Annotated in this window: 18 protein-coding genes; 8 read left to right on the top strand and 10 right to left on the bottom strand. The window is 73.7% G+C overall.

Annotation, left to right across the window (positions count from 1 at the left end; all coding sequences use genetic code 11):
- Positions 1 to 32 precede the first annotated feature (32 nt).
- Positions 33 to 1,322, bottom strand: a complete 1,290-nt coding sequence (locus tag SZN_RS03215) for a glycoside hydrolase family 18 protein (RefSeq protein WP_007491374.1) — start codon at positions 1,320 to 1,322, stop codon at positions 33 to 35.
- 334 nt (positions 1,323 to 1,656) lie between these two features.
- On the opposite strand from SZN_RS03215, the gene SZN_RS03210 reads away from it, so the two are divergent.
- Positions 1,657 to 2,829, top strand: coding sequence for an acyl-CoA dehydrogenase family protein (locus tag SZN_RS03210; protein ID WP_007491373.1), 1,173 nt, complete (start codon positions 1,657 to 1,659; stop codon positions 2,827 to 2,829).
- Here SZN_RS03210 and SZN_RS03205 read toward each other — a convergent pair.
- The 3 genes from SZN_RS03205 to SZN_RS03195 all read right to left on the bottom strand — a co-directional run bounded on the left by SZN_RS03205 (position 2,792) and on the right by SZN_RS03195 (position 4,198).
- On the bottom strand, positions 2,792 to 3,043 hold the full coding sequence (locus SZN_RS03205; protein ID WP_043727835.1) for a hypothetical protein: 252 nt from the start codon (positions 3,041 to 3,043) through the stop codon (positions 2,792 to 2,794). The two genes, SZN_RS03210 and SZN_RS03205, sit on opposite strands and share 38 nt — an antisense overlap.
- A gap of 30 nt (positions 3,044 to 3,073) precedes the next feature.
- On the bottom strand, positions 3,074 to 3,460 hold the full coding sequence (locus tag SZN_RS41850) for a hypothetical protein (RefSeq protein WP_208865752.1): 387 nt from the start codon (positions 3,458 to 3,460) through the stop codon (positions 3,074 to 3,076).
- A 303-nt stretch (positions 3,461 to 3,763) separates the two neighbouring features.
- Entirely contained in the window at positions 3,764 to 4,198 is a 435-nt protein-coding gene (locus tag SZN_RS03195; protein WP_007491370.1) for a hypothetical protein, read from the bottom strand.
- Positions 4,199 to 4,466: 268 nt separating this feature from the next.
- On the opposite strand from SZN_RS03195, the gene SZN_RS03190 reads away from it, so the two are divergent.
- The 4 genes from SZN_RS03190 to fxsA all read left to right on the top strand — a co-directional run bounded on the left by SZN_RS03190 (position 4,467) and on the right by fxsA (position 8,603).
- Positions 4,467 to 4,907 carry an Lrp/AsnC family transcriptional regulator gene (locus SZN_RS03190; RefSeq protein ID WP_007491368.1) on the top strand — a complete coding sequence of 147 codons (441 nt, stop codon included), beginning with the start codon at positions 4,467 to 4,469 and terminating at the stop codon, positions 4,905 to 4,907.
- 67 nt (positions 4,908 to 4,974) lie between these two features.
- Positions 4,975 to 6,579, top strand: coding sequence for an amidohydrolase (locus tag SZN_RS03185; protein WP_007491367.1), 1,605 nt, complete (start codon positions 4,975 to 4,977; stop codon positions 6,577 to 6,579).
- 564 nt (positions 6,580 to 7,143) lie between these two features.
- A complete protein-coding gene (locus tag SZN_RS03180) occupies positions 7,144 to 7,962 on the top strand; it encodes a polyprenol monophosphomannose synthase (protein WP_007491366.1) in 819 nt (272 codons plus the stop codon).
- A gap of 86 nt (positions 7,963 to 8,048) precedes the next feature.
- Positions 8,049 to 8,603 carry an FxsA family membrane protein gene (gene fxsA, locus SZN_RS03175; RefSeq protein WP_007491365.1) on the top strand — a complete coding sequence of 185 codons (555 nt, stop codon included), beginning with the start codon at positions 8,049 to 8,051 and terminating at the stop codon, positions 8,601 to 8,603.
- Positions 8,604 to 8,853: 250 nt separating this feature from the next.
- Here fxsA and SZN_RS03170 read toward each other — a convergent pair whose 3' ends face one another.
- From SZN_RS03170 to yczE, 4 genes are all read right to left on the bottom strand, one after another.
- Positions 8,854 to 9,228, bottom strand: coding sequence for an RNA polymerase-binding protein RbpA (locus SZN_RS03170; protein WP_003977404.1), 375 nt, complete (start codon positions 9,226 to 9,228; stop codon positions 8,854 to 8,856).
- Between the two features lie 279 nt (positions 9,229 to 9,507).
- Entirely contained in the window at positions 9,508 to 10,866 is a 1,359-nt protein-coding gene (locus SZN_RS03165; RefSeq protein WP_007491364.1) for an MFS transporter, read from the bottom strand.
- Positions 10,867 to 10,912: 46 nt separating this feature from the next.
- A complete protein-coding gene (locus SZN_RS03160) occupies positions 10,913 to 11,683 on the bottom strand; it encodes a glycerophosphodiester phosphodiesterase family protein (RefSeq protein WP_007491363.1) in 771 nt (256 codons plus the stop codon).
- Positions 11,680 to 12,333, bottom strand: a complete 654-nt coding sequence (yczE, locus tag SZN_RS03155; RefSeq protein ID WP_007491362.1) for a membrane protein YczE — start codon at positions 12,331 to 12,333, stop codon at positions 11,680 to 11,682. The genes SZN_RS03160 and yczE overlap by 4 nt, the downstream gene beginning before the upstream one ends.
- A 101-nt stretch (positions 12,334 to 12,434) precedes the next feature.
- On the opposite strand from yczE, the gene SZN_RS03150 reads away from it, so the two are divergent.
- Positions 12,435 to 13,934 carry an SCO1417 family PLP biosynthesis transcription factor gene (locus SZN_RS03150; protein WP_007491360.1) on the top strand — a complete coding sequence of 500 codons (1,500 nt, stop codon included), beginning with the start codon at positions 12,435 to 12,437 and terminating at the stop codon, positions 13,932 to 13,934.
- Between the two features lie 49 nt (positions 13,935 to 13,983).
- On the opposite strand, the gene SZN_RS03145 is transcribed toward SZN_RS03150, so the two are convergent.
- Positions 13,984 to 15,621 carry an ATP-binding protein gene (locus tag SZN_RS03145; RefSeq protein ID WP_007491358.1) on the bottom strand — a complete coding sequence of 546 codons (1,638 nt, stop codon included), beginning with the start codon at positions 15,619 to 15,621 and terminating at the stop codon, positions 13,984 to 13,986.
- Between the two features lie 41 nt (positions 15,622 to 15,662).
- Positions 15,663 to 15,857, bottom strand: a complete 195-nt coding sequence (locus tag SZN_RS03140; RefSeq protein WP_004002760.1) for a hypothetical protein — start codon at positions 15,855 to 15,857, stop codon at positions 15,663 to 15,665.
- A 317-nt stretch (positions 15,858 to 16,174) separates the two neighbouring features.
- On the opposite strand from SZN_RS03140, the gene SZN_RS03135 reads away from it, so the two are divergent.
- Together SZN_RS03135 and SZN_RS03130 are read left to right on the top strand one after the other, a co-directional pair.
- On the top strand, positions 16,175 to 16,567 hold the full coding sequence (locus tag SZN_RS03135; RefSeq protein WP_007491355.1) for an ankyrin repeat domain-containing protein: 393 nt from the start codon (positions 16,175 to 16,177) through the stop codon (positions 16,565 to 16,567).
- Between the two features lie 300 nt (positions 16,568 to 16,867).
- Positions 16,868 to 18,286, top strand: coding sequence for a hypothetical protein (locus SZN_RS03130; protein WP_007491353.1), 1,419 nt, complete (start codon positions 16,868 to 16,870; stop codon positions 18,284 to 18,286).
- The last annotated feature ends 102 nt before the right edge of the window (positions 18,287 to 18,388 follow it).

Raw genomic sequence — 18,388 nt, 5'->3', positions numbered from 1 at the left:
GGTCCTCCGCCCCAGGTCCCCCGTGGGACCCGCTACCTGATGGACCTGATCAGTTCACCGTTGCTCGTGTCCCCGCTCAGCTCCCAGAAGAAGGTGCCGCCGAGGCCCTGCTGGTCCTTGTACGTCATCTTGGTCGCGATGGTCGCGGGGGTGTCGTAACTCCACCACTGGCTGCCGCACTTGGCGTACGCGGTGCCGCCCACCGTGCCGGTCGCCGGGCACTTGGCCCTGAGCACCTTGTAGTCCTCGATGCCCGCCTCGTACGTGCCCGGTGCCGGCCCCGTCGCCGTGCCGCCGGGCGCCGACTGCGTGACCCCGGTCCAGCCGCGGCCGTAGAAGCCGATGCCGAGCAGCAGCTTGGAGGCGGGCACGCCGAGGCCCTTGAGCTTGGCGATGGTCGCCGAGCTGTAGAAGTTCGCCTTCGGGATGCCGGTGTAGGAGTTGAGCGCCGAGTGCGGAGCCGTCGGGCCGGCCGCGTCCCACGCGCCGAAGAAGTCGTACGTCATCGGGTTGTACCAGTCGACGTACTGGGCCGCGCCCCCGTAGTCCGCCGCGTCGATCTTGCCGCCGCTGGTCGCGTCGGCCGTGATGGCCGCGGTGACCAGGTTGCCGGAGCCGAACTTGGCGCGCACCGCCGCCATCAGGTTCCTGAACGCCTCGCGACCGCTGGTGTCGCAGGTGGCACCGCAGGCGTTCGGATACTCCCAGTCGATGTCGATGCCGTCGAAGACGTCCGCCCACTTGGAGTTCTCGACCAGGTCGTAGCAGGACTGGGCGAACGCGGCCGGGTTGCGCGCCGCCTCGCCGAAGCCGTTCGACCAGGTCCAGCCGCCGAAGGACCACAGGATCTTCAGGCCCGGACGCTTCTTCTTCAGCTCGCGCAGCTGGTTGAAGGTGCCGCGCAGCGGCTGGTCCCAGGTGTCGGCGGCGCCGTCCACCGACTCGGCGGCGGTGTAGGTGCGTTCGGTCGCCGCGTAGGAGTCGCCCATCGCGCACTTGCCGCTGGTGACGTTGCCGAAGGCGTAGTTGATGTGGGTGAGCTTGGCCGCCGAACCGGAGGTCTCGATGTTCTTGACGTAGTACTTGCGGTCGTAGGTGCCCCATTCGGTGAAGTAGCCGACGACCTTGGAACCCGCGGCCCGGGGGGCGGCCTCGGCGGCGGCCTTCGGCGCGGCGGCGGTCCTCGGCGCCGCGGCGGTCCTCGGATCGGCGGTGGCGGTGGCGGTGCCCGCGCCGGCGAGCAGTCCGATACCGAGGGCGGCCGCGCAGGCGGCGGAGACGAGGGCCCGCAACCGGGTGCGGGGGCGGTGCGAGAAGTGCATCGGGTTGTCTCCTCGTGGGGGAGAGGGGAACGTGCGCCGATTGGCATGAACGCGATATCGCTTGAGCCGTCACCGTAGGAGGACTAGACCAGTACGTCAATGGTTCGGACCAATTTCGGCCCGCTGCGTAACGTGCCGGACACTTCTTGCAGTGAGCGGTCGTTAACCGGTGACTCGATGCCTCCGATCGGGCATACTCACAGCCCACGGCCGCTGGTCAGCAGCTTCCGAGACCCGGGAGTGCGAGCATCGGACCGGCACCAGTGAGACCCGGCGGAGCCGCCCCACCCACGGCGCGCGACCGCCGACGCGCCCGACAGGGAGGACCGTCGACATGCCCGACCGCGCCCCGCAGCCGGTGGACCGTCAACTGCCCACGGACGAGGCCCGGGATCTGATCTCGCTCGTCCGCGACATCGCGCAGCGCGAGATCGCCCCGCACGCGGCCGAGGAGGAGGACGCCGGCTGCTTCCCGCGCCGGGTCTTCTCCCTGCTCTCCGAGTCGGGCCTGCTCGGCCTGCCCTACGACGCCGAGTACGGCGGCGGTGAACAGCCCTACGAGGTCTACCTCCAGGTCCTCGAAGAACTCGCGGCCGCCCGCCTCACCGTCGGCCTCGGGGTCAGCGTGCACACCCTGGCCTCCTACGCCCTGGCCGCCTACGGCTCCAAGCAGCAGCAGGTCGAGCACCTGCCCGCGATGCTCGGCGGCGGACTGCTCGGCGCCTACTGCCTCTCCGAGCCCGCCTCCGGCTCCGACGCGGCCTCGCTGCGCACCAGGGCCGTGCGCGAGGGCGACGCGTGGGTGATCACCGGCACCAAGGCGTGGATCACCCACGGCGGCATCGCCGACTTCTACACGGTCATGGCCCGCACCGGCGAGGAGGGCCCGCGCGGGATCACCGCGTTCCTCGTGCCCGGCGACGCCCCGGGGGTCTCCGCCGCGGCGCCCGAGAAGAAGATGGGCATGAAGGGATCGCCCACCGCCCAGGTGCACTTCGACGGTGTCCGCGTCGGCGACGACCGGCGCCTGGGTGAGGAGGGCCAGGGCTTCGCGATCGCCCTGTCCGCGCTCGACTCGGGCCGGCTCGGCATCGCGGCCTGCGCCGTCGGTGTGGCCCAGGCGGCACTCGACGAGGCCGTCTCCTACGCGAGCGGGCGGCGCCAGTTCGGCAAGCCGATCGCCGACTTCCAGGGCCTGCGCTTCATGCTGGCCGACATGGCGACCCAGATCGAGGCGGGCCGCGCGCTGTACCTCGCCGCCGCGCGGCTGCGCGACGCGGGGCGGCCCTTCGCCAAGCAGGCGGCCATGGCGAAGCTGCACTGCACCGACGCCGCCATGAAGGTCACCACCGACGCCGTCCAGATCCTCGGCGGGTACGGCTACACCGCGGACTTCCCGGCCGAGCGCTACATGCGCGAGGCCAAGGTCCTGCAGATCGTCGAGGGCACGAACCAGATCCAGCGGATGGTCATCGCCCGTCACCTGGCAGGTCCCGAGGGACGCTGAACTGACCGCGCTTGACCTGCGGCGCCGCGAGCCGGATCCACTCCGGGTCGTGGTGTCCGGGCAGGGTGCGCCCGCGCTCGGCCCACATGCGCAGCAGATCCCGGTAGATCGGCGGATCCGCCTGCGGGGCGTGCGCGACCGGCTGGAGTGCTCCGGCGGGACGCGGAACGAAGACCCGGGGCTGCCGCCCGGTCACGGAGTGGGTGGAGGGCATACCCGGGCAACGCGGCGGCGTCCGGACACGTCACCGCCGACGGGATTCGGCCTTGCGTTCGTGGCCGTCCGGTCCGCTCCCCGGCCACCTCACGGGAGGTTCGCCCAGGAGCACCCCACCGAGGGCTTCCACCGGACCCGGTGCCCGGTGCGCTTCGAGGACCGCTCCCTGATGGCCGTCGTCCAGGAGGACGCCGACGGCCACCGCCCGCTGAACGAGGCGACCCTGGTCCGGCCCGGTGCGCGCGACCGCCAACTCGGCGGGCCCTGCGCCGGGATCGGCTGCCGCTCCGGCACCCGCCACCCCGAGCGGGCCGTCGGCCACGTCCAAGACGCCGCCGTTCCAGAGGAGTTGGAGGCGGGCTCCGCACCGCTCGCCCTGGGCGCCGGACACCCGCCCGCCGACGCCTGGCGGCACGGCACCTGGCGGGGGCGCGGCTGGACCGGGGCCGCACCTGCGCCCCCCACCACCCGCCCGCCGCGTACGGCGTCACCGACCGGCCGCCCGCTTCCGGCTGGACGGCAGGGTCGGCCACGGCGTCGTCGAGCACGGCTCGTCGCGCCGCCGTCAAGCTGCGGGTCGCCTACCGGCGGATCCGCTTCGGCGAACTCGCCGTCCCCGCCGACCCGGACACCCTGATCCAGCACCACGGCAGCCTGCGGGCCATGGTGCAGGGCGGTTGCGGGGAGTGAGCCGGGCGGCGTGCGCCGAGTCGTGCGCTCAGGCGGCGAGGCGCCGCAGGACGGGGACGCGCATGGGCCGCGACCCCGGGCCGCCGACGTGCGAGAAGGGCTGGGTCCGCCAGTCGAGACCCTGGGGGAGCGTCAACAGCAGGGCGGTGTCCTGCTCCTGGGGCTCCGACGTCTCGTCGGCGGAGCGGGCCTCGGAGGCCCGGCGGCCGGTGCCGGCGCAGACGGTGAGTCCGAAGGGGTTCCAGGGCGAGGCGCACAGCGCGTGCTCGGGCAGCACCTCCTCGTCCGCCAGCAGGGCGATGGGCTGCGCGCAGTCCGGGCAGACCACCCGGTACATCTCGAAGGTGTCGTACGCGTCGAACTCCTCGTCCAGCGCGTCGGGTTCGACGCCCTCCGGAGCGGGCTCGACGACGGGCTTGTGCCGCTTGGACGCGGTACGACCAGGGCGCTTAAGACTCTGCATGGGATTCTCCCCCTCGGGCTGGGCCGCGACGGCGATGCGGTCTCGGCCACAGCAAGCACTTCCCTGCGGGTCCGGGCGTTAATCACGGGGGCATCACGGAGCCTGTTCGAGACCTGTGGCCTTCGTCACATGCCGCCCGCAGGTGCCCGCGGGCGGCCGGTTTGTCCCCGCCCCGCGCCCCGCGCCCCGGTCCCCGCCTCCCGAACCGGGCACGACCTGGGCGGCTCGGGTATCCGGCGAGATCAACCGCACTGTAGGTTCTTGCGCCATGGAGGAGCTGGACCGACAGATCGTGCAGCTGCTCGTCAAGGACGGGCGGATGAGCTACACCGACCTGGGCAGGGCCACCGGCCTGTCCACGTCGGCCGTGCACCAGCGGGTGCGCCGGCTGGAGCAGCGCGGAGTCATCCGGGGGTACGCGGCGGTGGTCGACGCCGAGGCCGTGGGGCTGCCCATGACCGCGTTCATCTCGGTGAAGCCCTTCGACCCCAGTGCCCCGGACGACATCGCCGACCGGCTCGCCGGCGTGCCCGAGATCGAGGCGTGCCACAGCGTCGCGGGCGACGAGAACTACATCCTCAAGGTCCGGGTCGCCACCCCGCACGAACTGGAGGAACTGCTCGCCAGGGTCCGGTCGCTGGCCGGGGTGTCGACGCGGACGACGGTCGTCCTGTCCACCCCCTACGAGGCCCGGCCGCCCCGGGTGTGACCGCCCCCGCGCCCCGCGCGGGCGCCCCCGGTCCGAAGCGGCCGGGGCGAGGCGCCAGACTGGTGCCATGAGTGAGTCCACCGCCCAGCCGAAGACCGTCCTCCTGCGCCGGGGCGAGGTGCACAGCCCCGCCGACCCCTTCGCGACCGCGATGGTCGTGGAGCGGGGCCAGGTCGCCTGGGTCGGCTCCGAGGGAGCCGCCGACGCCTTCGCCGAGGGTGTGGACGAGACCGTCGACCTGGCCGGCGCCCTGGTCACCCCCGCGTTCACCGACGCGCACGTGCACACCACCGCCACCGGCCTGGCCCTGACCGGGCTCGACCTGTCCGGCGCGCCCTCCCTTGAGGCGGCCCTGGCCCTCGTCCGGGACTTCGCCGCCTCCCGTCCGGCCGACCGCGTGCTCCTCGGCCACGGCTGGGACGCCGCCCGCTGGCCCGGCGGCCGCCCCCCGACCCGCGCCGAACTCGACGCGGCCGCCGGCGGGCGCCCCCTCTACCTCTCCCGCATCGACGTCCACTCGGCGGTCGTCTCCACGGCCCTGCTCGCCATGGCACCGGCCGCCGGGGCGGCGCCCGACGCCCCGCTGGTCGCAGACGCCCACCACGCCGTGCGCGCCACCGCGCTGGCCGCCATCACCCCGGCCCAGCGCGACGAGGCCCAGCGCGCCGCCCTCGCACGGGCCGCCTCCCTCGGCATCGGCACCGTCCACGAGTGCGGCGGCCCGGACATCTCCTCCGAGGACGACTTCACCGGCCTGCTCCGGCTGGCCGCGGGCGAGGCGGGCCCCCGCGTCGTCGGCTACTGGGCCGAGCGGGACGTGGAGAAGGCCCGCGCACTCGGCGCGGCGGGCGCGGCGGGCGACCTCTTCGCCGACGGCGCCCTCGGCTCCCACACGGCCTGCCTGCACGCGCCGTACGCCGACGCCGCCCACACGGGCACGCCCTACCTGGACGCGGCCGCCGTCGCCGCCCATGTCGTCGCCTGCACGGAGGCCGGCCTCCAGGCGGGCTTCCACGCGATCGGCGACGCCGCGGTCACAGCGGTCGTCGAGGGGGTGCGGGCCGCCGCCGAGAAGACCGGCCTCGCCCGGGTCCGCGCCGCCCGCCACCGCGTCGAGCACGCCGAGATGCTCACCTCCGACACGATCGCCGCGTTCGCCGAACTCGGCCTGACCGCCTCGGTCCAGCCCGCCTTCGACGCCCTGTGGGGCGGCGAGGACGGCATGTACGCCCAGCGCCTGGGCGCCGAGCGGGCGGGCACCCTCAACCCCTTCGCCGCCCTGCTGCGGGCCGGAGTGCCGCTCGCCTTCGGCTCCGACAGCCCCGTCACCCCGCTCGACCCCTGGGGCACGGTCCGCGCGGCCGCCTTCCACCGCACGCCCGCGCACCGGGTGTCCGTGCGCGCCGCGTTCACCGCCCACACGCGGGGCGGCTGGCGGGCCACCGGGCGCGACGACGCGGGCGTCCTGGTGCCGGGCGCCCCCGCCGACTACGCCGTCTGGCGCACCGGCGACCTGGTGGTCCAGGCCCCCGACGACCGTGTCGCGCGCTGGTCGACCGACCCCCGCTCGGGCACCCCGGGACTGCCCGACCTGACCCCGGGGGCCGAACTCCCGGTCTGCCTGCGCACGGTGGTGGCGGGACGCACGGTCTTCGTACGGCCGGGCGAGTGATCTCCCGGGGTGGCGCGGACCCGATCGGCCCCCGCGAGCGCCTCGCGCGACCTGCGCCTCCTCCCCGCTGACCTGCGAGTTGAGGGAAGAACCGCAGGTGGAACGGCTGTTGACAGGCGGCGGTCCGGGGCCGGTAGGTTCGGCCGAGTCCACCACCGGACGCCCGACCGGGGACCGCGGAACTTCCGGGAACCCGTCGCCTCGCCGCTGGGTCAGGGACGGTGTGCCGCACCGGGGCACCGCCACTGGGAGCCAGGCTCAGCGCCGCGGGAGCGACGACGGAACGTTCCGGCCCGTCGGGGAGGTGTGACCCGGGTGGGGCCGGGCGCTCAGTAGACAACGGCTTTCGGTAGATCCGCAGCCAGCGGGTCCCAGGTCGGCCCGAAGGGCGCCGGGCCCCCATCCGCAGCGGACCCGCACCGGCCGGACGCCGCCGCCGGGCACGGAAAGTCCGATGCCTCCCCGGTTCTCGCGGATTCGACACCGGCGTGCGACCGTGCTGTCGCGTCGGCGCAGGCCGCGACCACTATGGTGGACCTCTGCGACGGACTTGAAGGGGCAGCAGTGAACGACGGCGACGGGACCCTCGGGGCACAGGGCCGGGGGAGGCAGTTCGGGCCGCTCGGCACGGCGCTGGTGATCATCCCGACCTACAACGAGGCGGAGAACATCAAGGCCATCGTCGGCCGGGTCCGCAAGGCGGTCCCCGACGCCCACGTGCTGGTGGCCGACGACAACAGCCCCGACGGCACGGGCAAGCTCGCCGACGAGCTGGCCGCCGAGGACGACCAGGTCCAGGTCCTGCACCGCACGGGCAAGGAGGGTCTCGGCGCGGCCTACCTCGCCGGCTTCCGCTGGGGCATCGAGCACGACTACGGCGTCCTGATCGAGATGGACGCCGACGGCTCGCACCAGCCCGAGGAACTGCCCCGTCTGCTGACCGCCCTCAAGGGCGCCGACCTGGTCCTCGGCTCGCGCTGGGTGCCCGGCGGCCGGGTCGTGAACTGGCCGAGATCCCGTGAGTTCATCTCCCGGGGCGGCAGCCTGTACTCCCGGCTCGCGCTGGACCTGCCCCTGCGGGACATCACCGGCGGCTACCGCGCCTTTCGCAGCGAGACCCTGGAGGGCCTGGGCCTGGCCGACGTCGCCTCCCAGGGCTACTGCTTCCAGGTCGACCTCGCCCGCCGTGCCGTCAAGGCCGGCTACCACGTGGTCGAGGTGCCCATCACCTTCGTCGAACGCGAGCTGGGCGACTCGAAGATGAGCCGGGACATCCTGGTCGAGGCGCTGTGGCGGGTCACCGCGTGGGGGGCCCGGGAGCGGGTCGGCAAGCTGATCGGCCGCGCCAAGCCGGACACACCGCCGCCCGCGCCGGGCTCCTAGACCCCGGAGCGTCTTCGGCCCGCGGCCCCTGAGGCAGCGGGCCGCCGCTTATCCCGCTCAGAGCCGTGTCCAGGCACACTGGAACCATGACGACTGGCGCACGGACTCCCCCCTACCCCGCCCGGCCCCGGCGCTCCCGGCTGCGTACCTACCTGCCGCTGGGCATCGCCGTGTGGCTGGTGCTGGAGATCTGGCTGCTGACCGTGGTCGCCGGCGCGGCCGGCGGCTGGACCGTGTTCCTGCTGCTGGTCGCCGGACTCGTGCTCGGATCGGTGGTCGTGAAGCGGGCGGGCCGACGCGCGTTCGAGGCGCTGAACGAGGCGCTCCAGCGAGGCGGCACCCCCCAGAGCGGCAACGGCAACGGCATGATGATGCTCGGCGGCCTGCTGATCATGCTGCCGGGCCTGGTCTCGGACGCGGCGGGCCTGCTCCTGCTGATCCCGCCGGTCCAGAAGGCCGTGAGCGCCTTCGCCGAGCGGACCTTCGACCGCAAGCTGCGCGAGGCGGCCCCGGGCTCGTTCGGCGACGCCTACCAGCAGGTGCGGATGCACCGGCCGGACGGGAAGGTCGTGCAGGGCGAGGTCGTACGGGACGAGCCGGCGGACGCGCCCCGCGAGCAGCGGCCCCCGATCACCGGCTGAGCCGCCGTCGCGCGGGCACGTCCGACGCGAGCACGTCCAGTGAGCACGTCCAGTGAGCACGGAGAACGGACCGGCCCCCGGGTCACCCGGGGGCCGGTCCGTGTGTTCGGTGAGTCTGTTCATGGAGCCCGCGCGCCGGGCGTGCGGGCAGTTTCAGGGCACGCCGAACCGCGGGCGCCGCACGCTCTCACGTGCGGCGCCCGCGGTTCGGTACGCGTTGCCTGGTAGGTGCGGTCAAGCGCCGCAGGGACTACGCGGACTTGCGGCTGTCCCGGGGATGAACCGCGATGTTCATCGCCCCGGACCGCAGCACGGCGAGACGCTCCTCGAGGACCTCTTCGAGCTCCTCACGGGTGCGCCGCTCCATCAGCATGTCCCAATGCGTACGCGCGGGCTTGGCCTTCTTCTCTTCAGGGCCGTCGCCGTCCACGAGGAGTGCCTGGGCCCCGCAGACCTTGCACTCCCACTCCGGCGGGATCTCCGCCTCGACCGAGAAGGGCATCTCGAACCGGTGCCCCTTCTCGCATGCGTACTCCACGGCCTGGCGCGGGGCCAGGTCGATGCCGCGGTCCGTCTCGTAGCTGGTCACCACGAGGCGCGTGCCGCGAAGAGCTCGCTCACTCATGAATCGTGCCTCCCGGGCTTGTCGCCCACAGGACAGGTGTCGCTGTCGTCGTCATCCGGTCAACGTCCGGTCGGCGGTAAAGATTCCCCGTTCCGCGTCACGTTCCGGGTCGTGCGTCGCCGTCGTAGCCGCAGCCTTGCTGACCAATGTCGTACCCACCGGCGCCCGGTTTGTCACCTCTGCTAGCAGATGTGACCCAGCGTTTCGGCATCTTTGACGCGCAGTAACGGTACGCCTGGCAGGCCAAACGCGTACACTACCGCCCTTTCACTCGGAACGCTAAATCGTCCTGGGTACGGGATTGCCCGCGTCGCTGATCGCCCGGCGCACCGGCACCCGCGCCAGCAGCACGAACCCGAGGGCGAAGAAGGCCACCAGCGAGATGATCGCGTCCCGGTAGCTGCCGGTCAGCTGGTAGGTCAGGCCGAACAGCAGCGGACCCAGCCAGCTCATGCCCCGGTCGCTCAGCTCGTACGCCGAGAAGTACTCCGCCTCCTTGCCCGGCGGCACCAGGTGGGAGAACAGCGACCGCGAGAGCGCCTGGCTGCCGCCCAGGACCAGGCCGATGCCGGCCGCCAGCACGAAGAACCACACGGGTGCCCCGGCGGGCAGGAAGTATCCGGCCGCCAGCGTCAGCGTCCACGCCACCAGGGAGCCGAGGATCGTCCGCTTCGCCCCGTAGGTCCGCGCGAGGCGGCCCATGGCGAGGGCTCCCGCCACCGCCAGGACCTGGACCAGCAGGACGGCGACGATGAGCGTGGACTGCTCCAGCCCCAGCTCCTCGGAGCCGTAGACCGACGCCTGGGAGATCACCGTCTGGATGCCGTCGTTGTAGATCAGATAGGCGAGCAGGAAGGCCAGGGTCAGCGGATGGCGGCGCATGTCCCGCAGGGTCGCGGCGAGCTGGCGGAAGCCCATGGCGCCCGTCGCCCCGGCGGCCCGCTCCTTCGGGGCCCGCCGGTCGCGCAGCCTGCGCAGCGGGATGAGTGCGAACGCGCCCCACCACACGCCGGCCGACGCGAGGCAGATCCGCACGGCCGTGCCCTCGGAGAGCCCGAAGGAGTCGTGCGCCAGATAGAGCACCAGGTTCACGACGAGCATCAGCGCGCCCGCCGCGTAGCCGAAGGCCCAGCCGCGGGAGGAGACCGCGTCGCGTTCCTCGGGCAGCGCGATCTGTGGGAGGTAGGAGTTGTAGAGCATCATCGCCACCGACTGCGCGGCGTTCGCCACGATCAGCAGCAGGCCGCCCAGCAGATAGCGCTCCCCGCCCAGGAAGAACATCGCCGTCGTCGCCGCGGCCCCCACGTAGGCCGCCGTCGCGAGGAGCGGCTTCTTGCGGCCCGTGCGGTCGGCTGCCGCGCCCACCAGGGGCATCACCAGCACGGCCACGATCACCGACAGGGACACCGAGTACGCGAAGAAGGAACCCGCGCGCACCGGTACGCCCAGCGGGTGGACGAAGCCGTCCGCGTCGGCGGCGTTCTTCGCGACCGAGGTCAGATAGGGGCCGAGGAAGACGGTGAGCACGCTCGTCGAGTAGACGGAGCACGCCCAGTCGTAGAAGTACCAGCCGCGCTGCTCGCGCCGCCGTCCGGCGGCCTCGTCGCCCGCCTCGGTCCGCACGGTATCGGTGCCCACCCCGCGTCCTCGCCTCCCCGTGATCCCGCGCGCATCCGGACGCGGGTCAGACCCAGACACCCCGGTCCTCCATGACCTCGCGCAGCGTGTCGATGTGATCGGTCATGATGCCATCGACGCCCAGGTCGAGGAGCCGGTGCATCGAGCGGGCGTCGTTGATGGTCCACACGTGCACCTGGAGCCCGCGCGCGTGGGCGGCCCGCACGAAGCGGCTGTCCACCACCTGGATCCCGGACTGCGTCTCGGGAACCTGCGCCGCGACGGCCGAGCGGCGCAGCGCTGCGGGCACCCCCCACGAGCGCAGCCGCAGGTTGAGCACCCCCCGGGTGCCGTACGACGTCGCCAGGCGCGGCCCCGCCAGCCGCTGGGCCCGCACGACCCGCGCCTCGGAGAAGGAGCCGACGCAGACCCGGTCCCAGGCGTCCGCGCGCTCCAGCAGCTCCAGGAAGGGCAGCGTGGCCTGCTCCGCCTTCAGGTCCACGTTCCAGCGGACCTCGGGGAACGTCTCCAGCAGCTCCTCGAACAGCGGCACCGGCTCGCGGCCCGCCACGCGCGCGTGCCGTACGTCGTCCCAGGGCAGGTCCCCGATCCGGCCCGCCCCGTCGGTCACCCGGTCCAGCGTCGCGTCGTGAAAGGCGACGAGCCTGCCGTCGCGCGTGGTGTGGACGTCCGTCTCGATGTACCGGTAGCCGACGTCCACCGCGCGCCGGAACTGCAGCACGGTGTTCTCCAGACCGTCCGCCGTGCCGCCGCGGTGGGCGAAGGGGATGGGGCCGGGGTGGTCGAGGTAGGGGTGGCGTATCCGCGTGGTGCTCACGGACGCAGTATCGCGCCCCGGGGTTGCCCCGTGGAAACGACCGTGCTGCCGTCCGGTGCCGGGGGCACGGCGAAGAGCCGCAGGAAGAACTGGGCGAGCGGGCCGATGGACACGGCGTACAGGACCGTGCCCACACCGACCGTGCCGCCGAGCGCGAAGCCCGTCGCGACGACCGCGATCTCGACCGCCGTGCGCATCAGCCGGATCGAGCGGCCGGTGCGCCGGTGCAGGCCCGTCATCAGGCCGTCGCGGGGGCCCGGCCCGAAGCGGGCGGCGATGTAGAGGCCGGTGGCCACGCCGTTGAGCACGATGCCGGCCACCAGCAGGGGGACCCGCACGGCCAGCGAGTGCGCCGCCGGGAGCAGGGCGAGGGTGCCGTCCATGGCGAGGCCGACGACGAAGACGTTCGAGACGGTGCCGAGCCCCGGGCGCTGGCGCAGGGGGATCCACAGCAGCAGCACGGCCGCGCCGACGATGATCGAGACGACGCCGATCGTCAGACCGGTGCGTTCGGCGAGGCCCTGGTGGAGGACGTTCCAGGGCTCCAGGCCGAGGCCCGCCTCGACCAGGAGGGCCGAACTCGCGCCGTACAGCGCGAGCCCGGCGTAGAGCTGTGACAGCCGTCGTGCGACATGGCCCCGCGTGGACAAGACGTGCCCCCTGTGTGGTGGTACTGGCCTGATGCATGACACCCTGTGGCGTGGAAGAGCACGCTCTCCATGGCCAATTCAGGGAAGGTGGACTGGAAAAGATGGCGCAGTGGACCTCGGCGGTGGGTGCCGCTCAGCTCGCCCGGCTCCTCACCTCCCAACAGGATCGCCCCGCCGGCCCCGGAACCAGGCGCCCGCCCGCCTACCGGGCCCTGGCCGACGGCATCCGGCTGCTCGTCCTGGAGGGCCGCGTCCCGGTCGCCGCACGGCTGCCCGCCGAGCGCGAACTCGCCCTCGCGCTGTCCGTGAGCCGTACGACCGTGGCCGCGGCGTACGAGGCGCTGCGCGGCGAGGGATTCCTGGAGTCCCGGCGCGGAGCCGGCAGCTGGACCGCCGTCCCGGCGGGGAACCCTCTGCCCGCCCGCGGTCTTGAACCGCTGCCGCCCGAGGCGCTCGGCTCGATGATCGACCTCGGCTGCGCCGCGCTGCCGGCCCCCGAGCTGTGGCTGACCCGCGCCGTCCAGGGCGCCCTGGAGGAACTGCCGCCGTACGCCCACACCCACGGCGACTATCCGGCCGGGCTGCCCGCCCTGCGCGCGATGATCGCCGAGCGCTACACCGCGCGCGGGATCCCGACCATGCCCGAGCAGATCATGGTGACCACCGGGGCCATGGGCGCGATCGACGCCATCTGCCACCTCTTCGCCGGGCGCGGTGAGCGGATCGCCGTGGAGTCGCCGTCGTACGCCAACATCCTCCAGCTGATGCGCGAGGCGGGTGCCCGGCTGGTCCCCGTGGCCATGGCCGAGGGGCTGGGCGGCTGGGACGTCGACCGGTGGCGGCAGGTCCTGCGCGAGGCGGCGCCCCGGCTCGCCTACGTCGTCGCCGACTTCCACAACCCCACCGGCGCGCTGGCCGACGAGGACCAGCGGCGGCGCCTGGTGGAGGCGGCGCGCTCGGCGGGCACGGTACTGGTCGCCGACGAGACGATGAGCGAACTCCGGCTCGACGAGGACGTCGCCATGCCGCGACCCGTGTGCGCCTTCGACCCTGCGGGCTCCAACGTCATCACCGTCGGCTCGGCGAGCAAGGCGTTCTGGGCCGGTATGCGGATCGGCTGGGTGCGGGCCGCTCCGGACGTGATCCGCAGCCTGGTGGCCGCGCGCGCGTACGCCGATCTGGGCACCCCGGTGCTGGAGCAGCTCGCCGTGCACTGGCTGCTGGGGACCGGGGGCTGGGAGCGGGCCGTGGACGTGCGCCGCGCACAGGCCCGGGAGAACCGGGACGCGCTGGTCGCGGCCGTGCGGCGGGAGCTGCCCGACTGGGAGTTCGAGGTGCCGCGGGGCGGGCTCACGCTGTGGGTGCGCACCGGCGGCCTGTCGGGGTCGCGGCTCGCCGAGGTCGGGGAGCGGGTCGGGGTCCGGGTGCCGTCCGGACCGCGGTTCGGCGTGGACGGCGCCTTCGAGGGCTACGTGCGGCTGCCGTTCACCGTGGGCGGCCCGGTCGCCGAGGAGGCCGCGGTGCGGCTGGCCGCGGCGGCCCGGCTGGTGCGCGGCGGGGCCAGCGGGGGGACCGAGGGGCAGCGGACGTTCGTGGCGTGACGCGGCGGCGGCGCGGGCCCGGGACGGACGCCGCGCCGCGCGGGGCGCGTCACGACGTCTCGGCCACCACGGCGTCCGCCGGAACCGGCTCCGGCTCGCCCTGCGGCGCCTTCTCCAGCCTGGCCGGCGGCGCGGCCTCCAGCGGCGTCGTGCGCTCCGGCAGCAGTTCGAGCACCGCCTGGCGGTGCGCGTCGCTCGTCGCGTCGTCGTACGGGTCGGGCGTCGCCGGGACCTGGAGGCGGTGGACCGGGCCGGTGCCCAGCCGGGCGTAGCCGCGGCCGGCCGGCGCCCCGGTCACCACGGTGGTGTCCGGGGGAGCGCCGAGAGCCGAGCGGAGCTGGTCGGCCGTCGCGGGGCCGAGCACGACACGCGCGCGCGTGTGCTGCCGTACGGCGTCGGACAGGGCCTCCATCGCGTCCCACTGCTCGGCCACGACCACGGTGACGTTGGCCGCGCGCCCGTGCCGCAGCGGTACCTGGAGGAGCGCCTGCGGGTCCCTGCGGCCGTCCGCCGCGGCCAGATGGGAGAACACGGTGGGACGGTCCAGCAGGACCCACAGCGGGCGCCGGGTGTCCTCCGGCGGGGGGTTGCCCGCCTGGCGGGCGCGGTTCACGGCGATCAGGCGCCGCTCCGTCTCCGTCGCCGCCCACTCGACGCTCGCCACCGCGCCGGCCAGTCCGCACTCGACGGCCAGGACGCCGTCGCGTCCCGTCAGGCAGGCGTACTCGCCGGTGCTGCCGCCCTCGACGATGACGACGTCGCCGTGCTGGAGCGCCTGGAGGGCGACCGAGCGCAGCAGGGTCGAGGTGCCGCTGCCGGGCTGGCCCATGACCAGCAGGTGCGGCTCGGTGGAGCGGATGCCGGTGCGCCACACCACGGGCGGCACGTCACGCTGCCGCGCTCCGTGGGTGAGGGGGAGCGTGCGCTGGACACCGGTGGGATCGGTGAAGCCCAGCACGGTCTCGCCCGGTGCCGTGACGAAGCGCTGCGCGGCGATGTCGGTGGGCAGCGGGGCGAGGGCGGTCACCGTGAGCTCGTTGCCCTCCTCGTCCCAGTCGCAGCGGTACTCCCGGCCGCGGCCGGACTTGGTGGTCAGCAGATGCTCGATCCGCGCGCGGGCCTGGGCCTCACCGTCGGTGAAGTAGGCGGGATAGCGGACCAGCAGCCGGCCGATCCGGCCCGTGGCGTCGAACTCGTACTCGGGGAGGGCCTTCTCCCACTCGCCGCCGTGCGTGTACAGCGGAGCCGGGTCCTCGGCTGCGGAGAAGTACGGGACCAGGGCCTCGTACAGGGACCTCAGCCGTTCCGTCTGGGACTCGTCGGGTCCGTCGGGCTCGGCGGGCCCGCGGTCGCGGCCCTGCCAGGCTGCCGCCGCCATCAGGGTGATGACGGCGAGCAGCGGTCCGTACGGCACCAGTGCCACGACCAGGATCACCGAGGCCGCCATGAAGAGCAGCGGACCGCGCTTCTCCTTGGGGGCCTCGGCCCACTTGCGCCGTCCGGCGGCAGCCAGCCGGCGCAGACCGCGGGTGATCGTGATCAGCGGGTGGAGGACGTCGGAGGCGCTGTCGCTCGCCGTCCGGGCCAGCTCCCGGCCGCGGGCGAACTGCGTCCGGGCCAGGTCTCGGCTCCGGGCGAACTGCGCGCTGCCTGTGCTCAGGATGCGGGGGAGGGGACGGCGGGCCACGTCGGTCTCCTACGGGTGCGTACGGGCGGTGGGTGGCGGCGTCAGAACTGGATGCCGCCCAGAAGGCTCGCCAGGCTCTCGCCGCCGGCCTTGATGCTCGGGGCGATCGCCGTGCTGGCCAGGTAGAAGCCGAACAGGGCCGAGATCAGGGCGTGCGACGCCTTCAGCCCGTCCTTGCGGAAGAAGATGAAGACGACGATGCCGAGCAGAACGACGCCTGAGATGGAGAGGATCATGTGAGTGCTCCTGGTTCGGTGGGGACAGTCACCATGAGTACTTCCAGGCTCACAGGATGTATCCATACGATAAAAGGTGCAACTGAGTGAAATTCGGCAGATTTCCCCCAGGTGGCGGAGTGTCCTTACCGGGATCAGCCGGGCTCGTGCGGCCGGCCGTGTCTGCGATGATCTTTGCCGCGGGCGTACCGGCTCATGTGCCGCGCTAGCCAGTACCCTGGCGAATCACCCGTACGGCCGAGCACCGCTCGCGACGGCCGCGCGGTGCTCCCCGCAGTACCCCAGTCCCCGAGTGCGCAGTGAGAGGCGGCCGGCCGATGAGTGAAGCCCCCGACCCCGAGGTCGTGGAGCTCGCGACCAAGATCTTCGATCTGGCCCGGCAGGGGCGGACCGAGGCGCTCGTGGCCTACGTCGACGCGGGCGTCCCGGCCGACCTCACCAACGACCGCGGCGACTCCCTGGTGATGCTGGCCGCCTACCACGGGCACGCCGAGGCGGTCCGCGCCCTGCTCGCCCGGGGCGCCCAGGCCGACCGCGTCAACGACCGGGGCCAGACGCCACTCGCCGGTGCCGTCTTCAAGGGCGAGACGGATGTGATCGAGGTCCTCCTGGAGCACGGCGCCGACCCCGCGGCGGGCACCCCGTCGGCCGTGGACACGGCCCGCATGTTCGCCAAGGCGGACCTGCTGGAGCTGTTCGGCGCGCACTGAGGGGCCCGCTCCGACCAGCGGGGACACGGAAAACGGGGGAGTCGGCACCCGGCCGCCGAAATTTCGGTCGCGGCGGACGGAACCGCCGGGTCATCATGACGTCGTGATTCACGGACGCGATGGCTGGGCAGGTGTTGCCGCACCGCGCGGCCCGTGATCGGTCCGCACGGGCCACCTACGAGAGGCAGAGGAAGATGGTCTACAGCAAGCAGGAAACGGCGGGCGCCCCGACGTGTTGTCACGCGGCCAGGTGAAGCAGGACCCCCGGTTGCGTCGACGCTTGATGTGAGGCTGTTTCCCATGTTCGAACCGGTCATAGCGCCCAGCGGTACGTTGCTCGGCCTGCTCCAGCGGGGCCGCGGCGACGGCACACTGCACGCGCTCACCGCCCCGCGGGACGAAGCGCTCGCGGCCCTGAACCACTGTGTGCTGCGGGACCCCCGCCACGACTGGCAGGTGGAGAACCGCTCCCTGTACTACGCCCGTCTCCACCTCGACCTCCACGGCGAGCTGGACGAGATCGAGGCCCACCTCTTCGACGTCGAGGACGTCCTCGACACCGAGGAGTCCCGCACCGGGCTGGCCCTCGCCGTGCTCGGCCACCTCGCGTCCTACGGCAGGCGGGACGCCCTCGCACTGCTGCGCAGGTACGCCGCCTCCGGCTCCAACTGGGCCTGGGCGCTGGACGAGCTCGCGCTGCGCGACGACGACGCGGGGCTGCGTGCCCTCGCCGCCCCCGTGCTCGCGCGCTTCGCGACCGACCCCGAGGGCGAGGCCGAACTCGCCGTCGCCGTGCGCGACGCCTTCGAGCCGCGCCCCTGGCGGCTGTGGGCGGACGATCCGCGCGAGTCGATCGCCACGCGCGTGCGTGCCGCCCACGAGGCCGGCTCCTTCGACCGCTGGCAGCGCCAGATGAGCCCCGCCGGGCCCCGCCCGGGGTGGAGCGTGCAGGCCGTCTTCGCATGGGCCCAGCAGGGCATGGACCGCGGCGCCGCCCTTCATGTGCCGGCCGCGCGCTGCCTGATGGCCGTCGCCGGACCCGAGGACCGGGCGGAGATCGTCGCCGCCGCCGTCGACGGCTCCGACGCGGCCCGCTGCACCGCCCTGCGCTACCTCGCCGACAGCGGTGACCCGGACGTCCTCGACCTCGTCGAGGCCGCCGTCACCACCGGGTCGCCGGCCGTCGTGGAGGCGGCCGTGGACGCCTTCGAGCGCATGCGCTCCGCCGCCGCCGTCCGGCGCGCGCGCGACTGGGCCCGACGGCCCGACCCGCTCGGCGCCGCCGCCGGGCGGGTGCTCGCCTGCCGGGGCGGAGCCGAGGACGAGGACCTCGTCCTCGCCGCCCTGCGCGAGGCCGTACGGGGCGAGGGACCCGACGCGCCTACCCTGTGGACGCTCGTCGACGGCACCGGACGGCTCGGCATCGCCTGCGCCGCCCCCGTCCTGCGCCACATCTACCGCGAGACGGCCTCCTCCCACCTGCGCGGGCGCACCGCCCGCGCCCTCGCGGCCACCGACCCCTCCTTCCCCGCCGGATTCGCCGTCGAATGCCTCTGGGACTGCGAGGAGACCACGCGCGAGATCGGCGCCCGGCACGCGGAGACCGGTGACACCCGCGTCGTCGAGCGACTGCGCCGGCTGGCCGCCGATCCGGCGGAGGAGGCCGAGGTCCAGACCGCGGTGCGCAGCCGGATCGGGCCCGACACGAGCGCGGGCTGAGGTCGTCGGCGCGGGCTTGGGCGGGGCGGGGTCCGCCGGGCCCGGACGGGATGCGCTGATCCCCCTCGGGGCGGCTGGTCCCGTACGGCGCGGCTGGTGCCC

It is taken from the genome of Streptomyces zinciresistens K42, assembly GCF_000225525.1.
Lineage (GTDB): Bacteria > Actinomycetota > Actinomycetes > Streptomycetales > Streptomycetaceae > Streptomyces > Streptomyces zinciresistens.
This window is presented reverse-complemented; position numbering and strand designations above follow the sequence as displayed.